The sequence below is a fragment of the Cellulosimicrobium sp. SJTW-1 genome, assembly GCF_047716875.1.
GTDB lineage: Bacteria > Actinomycetota > Actinomycetes > Actinomycetales > Cellulomonadaceae > Cellulosimicrobium > Cellulosimicrobium funkei.
Window position 1 is genome coordinate 3,180,247 of the sequence record NZ_CP136680.1, and the last position, 13,120, is coordinate 3,193,366.

General features: G+C 74.6%; 11 protein-coding genes. 7 read left to right on the forward strand and 4 right to left on the reverse strand.

From position 1 onward, the window contains the following. Window positions 1–83: 83 nt before the first annotated feature. Window positions 84–962 carry an alpha/beta fold hydrolase gene (locus RSE42_RS14345; RefSeq protein WP_415296740.1) on the forward strand — a complete coding sequence of 293 codons (879 nt, stop codon included), beginning with the start codon at window positions 84–86 and terminating at the stop codon, window positions 960–962. After that, entirely contained in the window at window positions 955–1,554 is a 600-nt protein-coding gene (locus RSE42_RS14350) for a TetR/AcrR family transcriptional regulator (protein ID WP_409142162.1), read from the forward strand. Before RSE42_RS14345 ends, RSE42_RS14350 begins: the two co-directional genes overlap by 8 nt. Before the next feature lie 23 nt (window positions 1,555–1,577). Here the strand turns inward: RSE42_RS14350 and RSE42_RS14355 are convergent, their stop codons facing one another. Next, a complete protein-coding gene (locus tag RSE42_RS14355; protein WP_114554192.1) occupies window positions 1,578–2,987 on the reverse strand; it encodes a cystathionine beta-synthase in 1,410 nt (469 codons plus the stop codon). 147 nt (window positions 2,988–3,134) lie between these two features. Between RSE42_RS14355 and RSE42_RS14360 the strand changes: the two genes are divergently transcribed. Beyond that, a complete protein-coding gene (locus RSE42_RS14360) occupies window positions 3,135–3,851 on the forward strand; it encodes a DUF5701 family protein (RefSeq protein WP_415296743.1) in 717 nt (238 codons plus the stop codon). 79 nt (window positions 3,852–3,930) lie between these two features. Here RSE42_RS14360 and RSE42_RS14365 read toward each other — a convergent pair whose 3' ends face one another. After that, window positions 3,931–4,398, reverse strand: a complete 468-nt coding sequence (locus RSE42_RS14365; RefSeq protein ID WP_137281140.1) for a hypothetical protein — start codon at window positions 4,396–4,398, stop codon at window positions 3,931–3,933. A gap of 53 nt (window positions 4,399–4,451) precedes the next feature. Then, a complete protein-coding gene (locus RSE42_RS14370) occupies window positions 4,452–5,366 on the reverse strand; it encodes a Bax inhibitor-1/YccA family membrane protein (RefSeq protein WP_415296745.1) in 915 nt (304 codons plus the stop codon). A 375-nt stretch (window positions 5,367–5,741) separates the two neighbouring features. Between RSE42_RS14370 and RSE42_RS14375 the strand changes: the two genes are divergently transcribed. From RSE42_RS14375 to RSE42_RS14390, 4 genes are read left to right on the forward strand one after another with little or no spacing between them, the layout of a single operon-like run. Continuing rightward, entirely contained in the window at window positions 5,742–6,731 is a 990-nt protein-coding gene (locus RSE42_RS14375) for an ABC transporter ATP-binding protein (RefSeq protein WP_211933032.1), read from the forward strand. After that, on the forward strand, window positions 6,728–7,597 hold the full coding sequence (locus RSE42_RS14380; RefSeq protein WP_415296747.1) for an ABC transporter permease subunit: 870 nt from the start codon (window positions 6,728–6,730) through the stop codon (window positions 7,595–7,597). Before RSE42_RS14375 ends, RSE42_RS14380 begins: the two co-directional genes overlap by 4 nt. Continuing rightward, a complete protein-coding gene (locus RSE42_RS14385) occupies window positions 7,594–9,102 on the forward strand; it encodes a sensor histidine kinase (protein ID WP_194521118.1) in 1,509 nt (502 codons plus the stop codon). Before RSE42_RS14380 ends, RSE42_RS14385 begins: the two co-directional genes overlap by 4 nt. Then, window positions 9,099–9,800, forward strand: coding sequence for a response regulator (locus RSE42_RS14390; RefSeq protein ID WP_034655510.1), 702 nt, complete (start codon window positions 9,099–9,101; stop codon window positions 9,798–9,800). The genes RSE42_RS14385 and RSE42_RS14390 overlap by 4 nt, the downstream gene beginning before the upstream one ends. Before the next feature lie 139 nt (window positions 9,801–9,939). Here the strand turns inward: RSE42_RS14390 and RSE42_RS14395 are convergent, their stop codons facing one another. Then, window positions 9,940–13,119, reverse strand: a complete 3,180-nt coding sequence (locus RSE42_RS14395; RefSeq protein ID WP_415296749.1) for an efflux RND transporter permease subunit — start codon at window positions 13,117–13,119, stop codon at window positions 9,940–9,942. Between the last annotated feature and the right edge of the window lies 1 nt (window position 13,120).

Consider the following 13,120-nt stretch of genomic DNA (forward strand, 5'->3'; position numbering starts at 1 on the left):
CCCTACGCGGGTCGCCCCGACCCGGCCGGGCGCGATCGCCGAAACTCTTGCCCTCGTTGGCTAATGGCATTAGCCTTTGGGCTATGACCACGAGCCAGCACCCGACCGTGCGCCACCTCGCCCGCACGGAGGGACGCCTCGCCTACACCGACCAGGGCTCCGGCCCGCTCGTCGTCGCCGCGCCCGGCATGGGCGACCTCCGCGCCACCTACGACGACGTCGTCCCCGACCTCCTCGCCGCGGGCCACCGCGTCGTCGTCATGGACCTGCGCGGCCACGGCGACAGCGACACGACCTTCGCGACGCACGGCGACGAGGCGACCGCGTCCGACTACGTCGCGCTCGTCGAGCACCTGGGCGCCGGCCCGGCCGTCCTGCTGGGCAGCTCCATGGCGGCGTCGGCCGCCGTGGTCGCCGCGGCCCAGCGCCCCGACCTCGTGCGCGGGCTCGTCCTGCTCGACGGGTTCCTGCGCGAGCCGTCGTCCCCCGCGAGGCTCCGCGCGATGCGCGTGCTCTACCGCGTCGCGCTCGCGCGGCCGTGGGGCGCGGCGTTCTGGGCCGCGTTCTACGGCTCGCTGAACAAGGGCCGCACCCCCGCGCGCCTCGCCTCGCACCAGGCCGCGATCCGCGCCAACCTCTCCGAGCCGGGGCGCCTGCGCTCCTTCCGGGACCTCACCCTCCAGCTCGACCACCGCGTCGTCGAGCCGCGCGTCGCGCAGGTCGAGGCGCCCGTGCTCGCGGTCTACGGCGCGCTCGACCCCGACTACGCCGACCCGGCCGCCGAGGCCGCATGGGCCGAGCAGGCGCTCGGCGCGACCACGCTCCTGCTGCCCGACGTCGGCCACTACCCCCAGCTCCAGGCCCCCGAGGAGGTCGTGGCCGCGACCCTCGACTTCCTCTCCGGTCTGCCCGACGCCGACGCGCGCCCGGACGCCGAGCGGTCGGAGGACGCGCGTGGCTAGGGCCGGGCTGTCCCACGACGCCGTCGTCCGGATCGCGCTCGACCTCGTCGACGCCGGCGGCCCGACGGGCTTCGCCGACCTCACGCTCGCCAAGGTCGCCGCGCAGGCAGGCGTCGCGACGCCGAGCCTCTACAAGCACGTCGGCTCGCTCGCCGCGCTGCGCCGCGAGGTCGCCGTCGTCGCCGTCGGGGACTACACGCGCGCCCTCACCGACGCGACGGTCGGTCTCGCCGGGCCCGACGCCGTCGCCGCCCTCGCGCACGCGACCCGGCGGTACGCCCGAGCGCACCCCGGCCGGTACGCGGCCGTGCAGGTCGCCCCCGACCCGGACGACCCCGCGGACGCCGCGCTGTCGGCGGCCGCGGGGCGCAGCGTCCAGGTCGTCGCCGCCGTGCTGCGCGGGTTCGACCTCCCCGAGGACCGCACGGTCGACGCCGTCCGGTCCGTGCGTGCGAGCCTGCACGGCTTCGTCGCGCTCGAGGTCGGCGGCGGCTACCGCCTGCCCGACGACCTCGACCGCAGCTTCGACCTGCACGTCCGCGCGCTCCTCGCGGGCCTGGCGTCCCTCGCGCGCCCGCCGGCCGGAGCCTGAGGCGCGCGCCGGGCCCGGCGGGGTCAGCGCGCGGCGACGAACCCCAGGAGGTCGTGCCGCGTGAGGACCCCGACCGGGTCGCCGTCCTCGACGACGAGCAGCGCGTCGGCGTCGTGCAGCGCGGTGCGCACGGCCTCGACGCCCTCGCCCGCGCCGATGAGCGGGAAGCGGGGCTCCATGTGCTGGTCCACGCGGTCGGCGAGCGACGCGCGGCCGGAGAAGACGGCGTCGAGCAGCGCGCGCTCGCTCACCGACCCGGCCACCTCCCCGCTCTTCACGGGCGGCTCGGCGCCGACGACGGGCATCTGCGACACCCCGTACTCGCGCAGGATCTCGATGGCGTCGCGGACCGTCTCGCTCGGGTGCGTGTGCACGAGGTCGGGCAGGCGGCCGTCCTTCGCGCGCAGCACGTCGCCCGCGGTCACGCCCTCCTCGTCGGGCAGGAACCCGTAGGACCGCATCCACGCGTCGTTGAAGATCTTGGAGAGGTAGCCGCGCCCGCTGTCCGGCAGCAGGACGACGATGACGGCCCGCGCGGCCGCCTCCGGGTCCTCCTCCTCGAGCCGGCGCGCGAGCCGCAGCGTCGCCTCGACCGCCATGCCGCACGACCCGCCGACGAGCAGGCCCTCCTCGCGCGCGAGGCGCCGGGTCATCGCGAACGAGTCCGCGTCGCTGACCGGGATGACCTCGTCGGGGACCGCCGGGTCGTAGGCGTCCGGCCAGAAGTCCTCGCCCACGCCCTCGACGAGGTACGGGCGCCCGTCGCCGCCGGAGTAGACCGAGCCCGCCGGGTCCGCGCCGACGACGCGCACGCGACCGCCGTCGGAGTCGGCGCGGTCCGCGGAGACCTCCTTGAGGTAGCGGCCCGTGCCGGTGATGGTGCCGCCCGTGCCGACCCCGGCGACGAAGTGCGTCACGCGACCGTCGGTGTCGGCCCAGACCTCGGGGCCGGTGGACTCGTAGTGCGACGCCGGGCCGTTCGGGTTCGCGTACTGGTTCGGCTTCCACGCGCCCGGGATCTCGCGGACCAGCCGGTCGGAGACCGAGTAGTAGGAGTCGGGGTGGTCGGGGGCCACGGCGGTCGGCGTGACGACGACGCGCGCGCCGTACGCGCGCAGCACGTCGCGCTTGTCCTGGCTCACCTTGTCCGGGCAGACGAAGACGCAGTCGTACCCCTTGCGCTGCGCCACGAGCGCGAGGCCGACGCCCGTGTTGCCCGACGTGGGCTCCACGATCGTGCCGCCGGGCCGGAGCTCGCCCGACGCCTCCGCGGCCTCGACCATCTTCAGCGCGATGCGGTCCTTGACGGAGCCGCCGGGGTTCACGTACTCGACCTTGGCGAGGATCGTCGCGCTGAGGCCTGCGGTGACACGGGACAGCCGGACGAGCGGGGTACCGCCGACGAGCTCGGACACGTGCTCTGCGTATCTCATGCCCCGATCATCCCCGATCCGGCGCCGCGCGCGTGCTCGACCGGGCGCCGTCCCGACCGACGCCGGGCGTGAGGGCGGCTCGCGACGGGAATTCCCGTACGGTGTAGAACGTTGAGGACGCCGACATCCCCGACCGAGAGGTGACCCGTGCCCGAGCCCACGACCGCCGCCACCCGTCCCGCGTCCCCCGCGGCGGCCTCCGCGCCGCCCGCGCTCCCCCCGCTGCCCGACGTCGTCGCCCAGGCCGAGCGCCTCGTCGCGCTCGGCGTCCACGACATCGCCGGCCTCACCGCGGAGGCGTTCCGCGCCGCCGCGGCCGACCTCGCGGCGACCGCCCCCGCGGGCGCGCTGCTCGTCGTCGACCCGGCGCTCGCGCCGCCGTCGGCCCTCGCACCCTTGCTGCGGCTCCCGGCGAAGGACGGCGAGAAGGAGGGTTTCGTCGTCGTCGACATGACGGACGTGGACCGCTTCGCGCCGATCGAGGGGATCGTCGTCCCGCCGGGGCCGCTCTCGCTCGTGACGGACGTCGACCGCGGCGACGACGTGGCGAGCTGGTCCCCGGACGAGGCGCTGCCGGAGCTCACGGCGCGCGGCCGGACGCCGCTCCTGCTGCACGAGGGGATCCACTGGGCGCTCCAGGCGCCGGACGTCCTCGCGCGCAACCACTGCTACATGACGGTCGGCTCACGGCTGCGCAAGCCCGACGGCCGCCTCGACACCCGCACCCCCGCGCTGTGGATCTCGAACGGCACGGGACGCGACGGGCGCGAGCGCCGCGGCGCCCCGAAGGTCGGGTGGTGCTGGGCCGGGAACCGCCACACGTGGCTCGGCTTCGCCTCGGCCGCCGGCCGCCTGCCCGCCTGACCCCACCCGTTGAGTGCGGGAAAGAGCCGCGGCGGAGACGTCCGACCGCGACTCTCTCCCGCGCTCACGGGGTGGGCCGTCAGCCGACGAGACCCAGGATCGCCACAAGGACCACGACGACGCCGAGCACGACGACGAGCAGCGGGCGGTCGGAGGCCTCGGGCGCCACGAGCCGGCCGAGACCCGCGCCGACCGCGGCGGTGACCCCGACGACGGCGGCCGCACCCGCCACGAGCGCACCTCCGCCGCCCACGCCCGCGTCGGCGAGCTGTCGGGCGATCCCGCCCGCGAGCAACGACCCCCAGAGCGCTCCGGCCACGAGGCCGAGCGCCGCGAACACGAGCGCGGCCCGGCGCTCCGTGGCGTCGCGCGTGATCCGGGTCCCGAGCCAGGCGACGGCGGCACCCGCCGTCGGGACGCTGAGCAGGATGAGGAGCGCCGCGAACGACAGCCACGCGGGCGGCGCGCCCGAGACGACCATGTACAGGACCTGGACGCCGAGCATCGCGGCCGCCGCGACGACGAGCCCGGCCAGAAACACCGGCACCCGCGGCGGGAGGTCCGCCGCGGGTGCCGGTTCACGGGTGCTGCGCGCCACCGTCAGTCGCTGCTCTGCAGGATCGCGAAGAGGCGCAGGAACTCGAGGTAGAGCCAGATCAGCGTGACCATGAGGCCGAACGCGGCCGACCACGCGAACTTGGCGGGGACACCGGCCTCGACGCCACGCTTGATCGAGTCGAAGTCGACGATGAGCGACGCGGCGGCCAGGCCGACCGCGATGAGCCCGACGACGATGCCGATCGTGCCGCCGCGCATGCCCCAGCCGTCGAGGACGCCGAAGAGCACGAGGACGACGTTGACGAGCGAGAACGCGAGGTACCCGACCATCGCGATGAGCAGCCAGCGCGTGAACTTCGGGGTGACGCGCACCTTGCCGGAGCGGAACAGGAACAGCGCGGCCGCGAACGTCGCGACGGTCGCGAGGACCGCCTGGAAGACGATGTCCGTGAGGTTCCCGCCGTTGCCGACGGTCATGGTGCCGAACGCGAGGCTGATGCCACCGAGGAACAGGCCCTGGGCCACGGTGTAGGCGATGATCAGGGCCGGGCTGGGGTTCCGCTTGAACGCGTTGACCAGGCCGAGCACCAGGCCGGCGATCGCACCCAGCAGGTAGAGGAACGGCATCTGCGGCGTGAGGTACCACGACGCCGCCCCGACGACGACGAGCAGCGCGAGCAGACCGCCCGTCTTCATGATCACGTCGTCGTACGTGAGGCGCTTGGTGTCCGCCGTGGTCGCCGACGGCGCGCTGTACATCGCGTCGAGCTGCGCCGCGTCCGCGGTCTGGGCGCCGTACGCACCCCCCTGCGCGCCCTGCGGGGGCGTGCCGTACGCGGGGCCCTGGCCCTGTGCGGGCGGGCTCCCGTAGGCGGGCGCGGCCTGCGTGGCCGCCCCACCGCGCCGGTTCTTCGGCTCGCCGAAGACCGCGCTGTTGTTGAAGACGGGGTTGCTCATGAGCTCCTCCTGGTCGCGGCGTCCACTACCTCTCAGCGGGCCTCGTCATCGGCGTCTCGCCTCGAGTCGGGTGTCGCTGGCCTGTGTTCATCCTAGGGAACGTGCGAGTCCCGGCCACTGTTCCCGCGGGTTTTCCGCGCCTCGCGGGCGAAGTCCCGACCAGCGGACCACGCGCCGGGACGTCGTGTACGCCGCGCGGCGTACGCGCCCCGGGTCACGACGGCGGCAAGATACGTCGCAAGGTGGCTGCCCGACGCCGAGCCCGTCCGTAGGCTCGAGACGTACCTCGCGGTGAGGGGCCCGGCCGGACCGGAGCGACCTTCCCGCGGTGCACCAGGACCATCCCGGACGAACGACCCTCGGAGGGGCGAAGTCATGATCGAAGCACGCGGCCTGACCAAGAGGTACGGGCCCAAGACCGCGGTGGACGGCGTCTCGTTCACCGTGCGTCCCGGGACCGTGACCGGCTTCCTGGGCCCCAACGGCGCGGGCAAGTCCACGACCATGCGCATGATCATGGGCCTGGACCGCCCCACCGCCGGGACCGTCACCGTCAACGGGCGCCCCTATGCCCAGCACCGCTCACCGCTGACCGAGGTCGGCGCGCTGCTGGACGCCAAGGCCGTGCACACCGGCCGCTCGGCCTACAACCACCTGCTCGCGATGGCCGCCACGCACGGCATCCCGACCCAGCGCGTGGACGAGGTCATCGAGATGACCGGCCTGCAGCCGGTCGCCAAGAAGCGCGTGGGCGGCTTCTCCCTCGGCATGGGCCAGCGCCTGGGCATCGCGTCCGCGCTGCTGGGCGACCCCAAGACCCTCATCCTGGACGAGCCCGTCAACGGCCTGGACCCCGAGGGCGTGCTGTGGGTGCGCAACCTCGCGCGCTACCTCGCCTCCGAGGGCCGCACCGTCTTCCTGTCGAGCCACCTCATGAGCGAGGTCGCCCTCACCGCCGACCACATCATCGTCATCGGCAAGGGCCGCATTATCGCGGACGCCCCGGTGAGCGACATCGTCAACGGCTCGCAGCAGCGCACGGTGCGCGTGCGCACCCCGCACGCCACGCAGCTCGCGGAGCTCCTCACGAGCGACGGCGCGACCGTCACGAGCGACGAGCCGAGCCTGCTCGTCGTCACGGGCGCGGACGCCCCCGGGATCGGCGAGCTCGCCGCGGCCAAGGGGTTCGTGCTGCACGAGCTCACGCCGGTCACGTCCACGCTCGAGGACGCCTACATGGCCCTCACGGCGGACGCGGTCGAGTACCAGACCGACTCCGCGCAGAACCACATCGGCCACGGTGCCGCGGGCGCGACCGCGGGCGCACCGGCCCCCACCGACTCCCTCGAAGGAGCGCAGCGATGAGCGCCACGACCCTCGCCACCGGCGCCGGCCCGACGGCGTCCCGCACCTCCCCCTACCGCCTCTCGTTCGGCCACGTGCTGCGCTCGGAGTGGATCAAGTTCCGCACCCTGCGCTCCACCTGGTGGACGCTCGGCATCACCGTCGTCGTCATGGTGGGCTTCTCGCTCATGTTCGCGGCCGTCATGTCCTCCATGCAGTCCGCGGGTGTCTCGGCCGAGGAGGCCGGCATGGGGTCGACCGACGGGGTCGGCATCACCGTGATCACCGTCGGCTACACGTTCGCGCAGCTGGCCGTGGCCGTGCTCGGGGCGCTCACCGTGACGGGCGAGTACTCGACCGGCATGATCCGCTCCACGCTCTCCGCCGTGCCGAGCCGTCTCCCCGCGCTCGCGGCGAAGATGATCGTCGTCGGCGTGGTGACCGCGGTGACGACCGTCGTGGCCGTCGGGCTGTCGTGGCTGGTGACGTACCCGATCCTGTCGGGCAAGGACATGACCGTCGACTTCTCGTCGGCGGACGACCAGCGCGCCCTGATCGGCGTCGTGCTCTACCTCACGACCGTCGCGCTCTTCTCCGTCGCGGTCGGCGTGCTGCTCCGCAGCTCCGCGGGGGCGATCTTCACGCTCGTCGCCGTGTTCTTCGTCCTGTCGATGGTCCTCGGGATCGTTATGGGCGTGACCGGTGCCGACTGGGTCCAGACGCTCTACAACGCGCTGCCCGCGTCCGCCGGCGAGCAGATCGTGCTCGGCGGCAACATGTCGGGCAGCGACACGATCGCGCCGTGGCCCGGCTACGCCGTGCTCCTCGGCTGGACCGCCGCGCTGGTCGCCGCGGCCGCGGTCGTCCTCAAGCGCCGGGACGCGTGACCACCCGGCCCACCACCCCGCCGACGCCGGACGAGCAGGCCGCTCGTCCGGCGTCGGCCGTGGCGCGCCCGGAGCCGGTGGAGCCCGCCGCCCCGGGGAGCCCGGGCTCGTCGACCCACCCCCTGCGCCCCGCGCCCGCTCCCTTCACCGAGCTCGACGCGCGCCGGCTCGGCCCCGTCCGCCGGTACTTCGCGCGGCACCCGGTCGTCATGGACTGGGTCGTCGTGGCCGTCTTCGTCGTGCCCGGCGTGCTGTACGCGCTCACCGCGTCGCAGCCCCGCGGGACGACGGCGCTGTCGCTCGTGTTCTTCCTCGTCGGCGGTGTGCTCCTGTACTGGCGCCGCCGTCGGCCCGTCACGGTCGCGCTCGCGCTCACCGTGGTCGGGGTCGTCGCCATCGGCGTCACCGGCGACACGGCCGGGTTCGAGGTCGCGGCGATGTTCGCCGTCTACGCCGTCGCGGCGTCGCGGCCCTCGCGCATCGCGTGGCCCGTGCTCGCGATCACCGTCCTCGCGCTCTCCGGCGCGACCCTGCTCTGGTACGACGTGGTCACCACCCCGGAGGGGGAGGTCCTGCGCCAGAGCGTCGAGCCGGGCCGCGCGACCGTCGACCGCATCGTCGGCATGCTCGTGACCACCATCCTCTGCCTCGTCGCGCTCGCGATCGGCACGAACGTGCGCGCGCGCCGCCAGCACGTGTCCGACCTCGTCGAGCGCGCCAACTCCATCGCGCGCGACCGCGACCAGCAGGCGCAGCTCGCCGCCGCCGCCGAGCGCACGCGCATCGCGCGCGAGATGCACGACGTCGTCGCGCACTCCCTCACCGTGATGGTCGCCCTCGCGGACGGCGCCAAGGCGTCGGGCGCCAAGAACCCCGAGCTCGCGGGCCACGCGCTCGACGAGCTCACCGCGACCGGCCGCGCCGCGCTCGCCGACATGCGGCGCGTCCTCGGCGTCCTGCGCGAGCCGGGCGGCGAGCAGACCGTGCCCCTCGCGCCCGCGCACGAGACGCCCGAGCTCGAGGAGATCGTCGAGCGGTTCCGTACCGCCGGGCTGCCCGTCCGGCTCGTGCGCTCCGGCCCGCAGCCGACGCCCGGCCCCGCCCTGCGCCAGACCGCGCACCGCATCGTCCAGGAGGCCCTGACGAACGTGCTGCGCTACGCACCCCTGTCCCCCGTGGTCCTCGTGGAGGTGTCGCGCCGCGCCGAGCCCGGCGCCGACTGGCTCGAGCTGCGCGTCGTCAACCAGGCGGGCCGTCGTCCCGGGGAGGGCGCGAGCGCCGACGAGCGCGGGCTCCCGCCGTCCGTCGCGGAGCAGCACCCGCCCGGCGTCCCCGTCGGCACCGGGCGCGGGATCATCGGGATGCGGGAGAGGGCCGCGGTCTACGGCGGTACCGTGTCCGCGGGGCCGAGCGGGACGGGCTGGGAGGTGCGGGCGAGCTTGCGCCTCGACCTCGACCCCGGCCGCCAGGCCGGCGCACGCGACGACGGACGGGAACGCACATGACGGGAACGGGGGCACCGATCCGGGTGCTGCTCGTCGACGACCAGGCCCTGCTGCGCATGGGCTTCCGCATGATCCTCGCCGCCGAGGACGACATCGAGGTCGTCGGCGAGGCCGGGGACGGCGAGACGGGCGTCGCGCAGGCCTCCGCGCTCGCGCCGGACGTCGTGCTCATGGACGTGCGCATGCCCGGCACGAACGGCATCGAGGCGACGGAGCGGATCGTCGCCGCCCAGCCCGGGTCGCGCGTCATCATCCTCACGACGTTCGACCTCGACGAGTACGCGTTCGCCGCCCTGCGCGCCGGGGCGAGCGGCTTCCTCCTCAAGGACGCCAAGCCCGGCGAGCTCGTCGGGGCGATCCGCGCCGTCGCGAGCGGCGATGCCGCCGTCTCCCCGCGCATCACGCGCCGCATGCTCGAGATGTTCTCCGGCCAGCTCCCGCAGGACGGCACCGCCGCCCCGGCCCAGGCACCGACCGGCCGGGACGACCCGCGCCTCGCCGACCTCACCGCGCGCGAGCTCGAGGTCTTCGAGGCCCTCGGTGAGGGGCTGACGAACGCCGAGATCGCCGAGCGCTTCGTGCTCTCGGAGGCGACGGTCAAGACCCATGTCGGGCGCGTCCTCGGCAAGCTCGGCCTGCGCGACCGCGTCCAGGCCGTCGTGCTCGCCTACGAGACGGGCGTCGCCCGCCCCTCCTGACTGACCCGCCCCCGCGCCGAGCAGGTGGTTCCGGCGCGTCCAGGACATCTGACGCGCCAAGACCACCTGCTCGGCCCGCCGGGGTCGCCTGGTCGGCGGGGGCCCGGCGGGTCCGGCGGGTCGGGGACGGTCGGGCGGTTCAGGCGTTCGCCGTCGTCTCCTCGGCGGCGGCCTTGTCGGCCTCGGCCTGGGCCCGGGCCTCCTCCTTGGCCGCCTTCCTCGCTGCGCGCTTCTCGCCGCGGCGCTCGGCGAGCGTGTAGAGCACCGGCACGACGACGAGCGTGAGCAGCGTCGAGCTCAGCAGGCCGCCGATGACGACGAGCGCGAGCGGCTGGGAGATGAACGCGCCGCCGCCCGTGATCCCGATGGCCATGGGCGTGAGCGCGAAGATCGTCGCGGCGGCGGTCATGACGATAGGGCGCAGCCGCTTGCGCGACCCCTCCATGACGGCGTCGTCGAGCGCCCGCCCGCGCTCGCGGTACTGGTTGATGAGGTCGATGAGCACGATCGCGTTCGACACCACGATGCCGACGAGCATGAGCAGGCCGATGAGGGCCGGCACGCCCAGCGGCGTCCCCGTGGCGAGCAGCAGGAGCAGCGCGCCCGTCGCGGCGAACGGGATCGACACGAGCAGGATGAACGGCTGCAGGAGGCTGCGGAACGTCGCGACCATGACGAGGTAGACGATGAGGATCGCGACGAGCAGCGCGAGCCCGAGGTCGGCGAAGGCGTCGGCCTGGTCGGCGGCGACGCCCCCGACCTCGACCGTCGCCCCGCCCTCGAGCTCGAGGCCGTCGATCGCGGTCGTCAGCTCGGTGGTCAGCGCGCCGAGGTCCTGCCCCGCGGGCGTGACGGCGATCGTCGCGCTGCGCTCGCCGTCGACGCGCGTGATCGAGGTGGGGACCTCGACCTCCGCGACCTCGGCGACCTGCGTGAGCGGCACGGGGCCCGCGGCGGTGGGCAGCACGACCTGCTCGAGCTCGGCGACCGTCGCCGGCGCCTCGCCCGCGACCACGCGCACCTGCACCGGGCCGTCGCCGAGGTTCACCGTGCCGACCGGGGCCGGGGACATGACCCCCGCGACCGTCCCGGCCACCTGCGTCTCCGTGAGCCCGACGGCGGCCGCCGCCTCGCGGTCGACGGTCACCTGGACGGTGGCCTGGGCGGCGGCGAGGTTGTTCGTCACCTGCGCGGCCCCGTCGGTCCCCTCCGCGAGCTCCTGCACCTCGGCGGCGGCCGCGGCGAGGGTGTCGGTGTCGGGGGCGCGGACCACGAGGTCGACCGTAGAGCTGCCGAACGCGGCGTCAGCACCCGCGACCTCGATGCCCTCGCTCGCGTCGCCGCCCAGCCCGGAGACGGCGTCGCGCACGTCCTCCTGGGCCGCCACGGCGTCGGCGTCCACGTCGAGCGTGACGGCGAACGTCGCCGTCGGCGACCCGCCGCCGCCGAAGAACGCGGCCTCCGGGCCACCCGCGGTGCCGACGGTCGTCTGGACCGTGGCGACGCCGTCGACGTCGAGGAGCGCCTGCTCGACGTCGCGCGCGGCGGCGTCCTGCGCGTCGAGCGACGTGCCCGGCGCGAACGACTCGGTGACGGTGAGCGTGTCCTGGCCGGTGTCGCCGAGGAAGTTGGTCTCGAGCCGCGGCACGAGCGCGAGCGTCCCGGCGAGGATCGCGACCGACACACCGAGCGTGATCGCGGGGTGGCGCAGGGCCCCCCGCAGCGTCGGGAGGTACGCGCGCTGCCACAGCCCGCGACGCTCCTTGGCCTCCGCGGCGGCGCGGGCGCGCTCGCCCGCGAGGCGCGCGGCCTCCGGGTCGGCCGGGACGGGCGGCGACGTGATGAACCAGTACGCGAGGACCGGGACGATCGTCAGCGCGACGAAGAGCGAGGCCAGCATCGCGATGGCGACGGTGAGCGCGAACGGCCGGAAGAGCTCGCCGACCATGCCGCCCACGAGCGCGATCGGCAGGAACACGGCGACGGTCGCGACGGTCGAGGCGGTGATCGCGCCCGCGACCTCCTTGACCGCACCGATGATGGCGCCGACCTTCTCCTCGCCGTACGACAGGTGCCGCTTGATGTTCTCGATGACGACGATCGAGTCGTCGACCACGCGGCCGATCGCGACCGTCATCGCCCCGAGCGTGAGGATGTTGAGCGTGTAGCCCGTGGCGTTCATGACGATGAAGGTCACGAGCAGCGACAGCGGGATCGACACGGCGGAGACGAGCGTCGAGCGCAGCGACGCGAGGAACAGCAGGATCACGACGACCGCGAAGAGGAGCCCGAGCAGGCCCTCGGTCGCGAGGCCCTCGATGGACTCCTCGATGAACGGGGCCTGGTCGAACACGACCCCGACGCGCACGTCCTGGGCGTCGAGCACGCCGGAGAGGTCGTCGACCGCGTCCTGGACCGCGTGCGACACCTCGACCGTGTTGCCGGCGGGCGTCTTGGTGATGGCGACGGCGAGCGCGGGCTCGCCGTCGAGCCGGGAGAACGACGTCGCGGGCTCGGGGCCCGCGGTGACGGCCGCGACGTCGCCGAGCGCGACGGGCGGGGTGCCGGGCGCCGCGGTCGGGGACACGAGGGGCAGCGCGGCGAGCTCGTCGACGGTCGTGACGGCCGTGCCGACCTGCACGCTGAGGGTGCGGTCGCCCTCCGCGACGGTGCCCGCGGGCACCACGACACCGTTGTCCTGGAGGATCGTGGAGACCTGCTGCGGGCTGAGCCCGGCGGCGGCGAGCGCGGCGGGGTCGAGGGCGATCGTCACCTGCTGGTCGGCGACGCCGCTCACCGCGACGCTGCGGACCCCCTCGACGTCCTCGAGCGCGGGGACGAGGCTCGACGTCACGGTGTCCGCGAGCGCCGCCTCGTCCGCGCCGCCCGACACGGCGAGCTGGATGACCGGGAGGTCGTCCACGGAGCCGGTCACGACCTGCGGCTCGACGTCCTCCGGGAGCTGAGACTGCAGCCGCGTGACGGCCGTCTGGAGCTGCGAGGCCGCAGCGTCCATGTCCGTGCCGTACGCGAACTGGACGGTCGTCACCGAGAGGCCGGTCGACGACGTCGACGTGACGTCCTCGACCCCCTTGACCCCGCGCGCGGCCGTCTCGACGGGGACGGTGACCTGCTGCTCGACGATCGCCGGGGCCGAGCCCGGGTACGCGCCGACGACGGCGGCCGTGGGGATCTGCAGGCTCGGGATGAGCTCCTGCTTGAGCGATCCCATGCTGAGGACGCCGAAGATCGCGATCGCGACGGTGGCGAGCGCGACGAGCGCGCGGTTGGCCAGCGACAGCCGGGCGAGACGGGACACG

Excerpts from the sequence above, each read along its gene's own strand:
- RSE42_RS14390 (WP_034655510.1), top strand. The coding sequence starts at position 9,099 with ATGACGGGAACGGGGGCACCGATCCGGGTGCTGCTCGTCGACGACCAG.
- RSE42_RS14370 (WP_415296745.1), bottom strand. The coding sequence starts at position 5,366 with ATGAGCAACCCCGTCTTCAACAACAGCGCGGTCTTCGGCGAGCCGAAG.
- RSE42_RS14345 (WP_415296740.1), top strand. The coding sequence starts at position 84 with ATGACCACGAGCCAGCACCCGACCGTGCGCCACCTCGCCCGCACGGAG.
- RSE42_RS14375 (WP_211933032.1), top strand. The coding sequence starts at position 5,742 with ATGATCGAAGCACGCGGCCTGACCAAGAGGTACGGGCCCAAGACCGCG.
- RSE42_RS14355 (WP_114554192.1), bottom strand. The coding sequence starts at position 2,987 with ATGAGATACGCAGAGCACGTGTCCGAGCTCGTCGGCGGTACCCCGCTC.
- RSE42_RS14380 (WP_415296747.1), top strand. The coding sequence starts at position 6,728 with ATGAGCGCCACGACCCTCGCCACCGGCGCCGGCCCGACGGCGTCCCGC.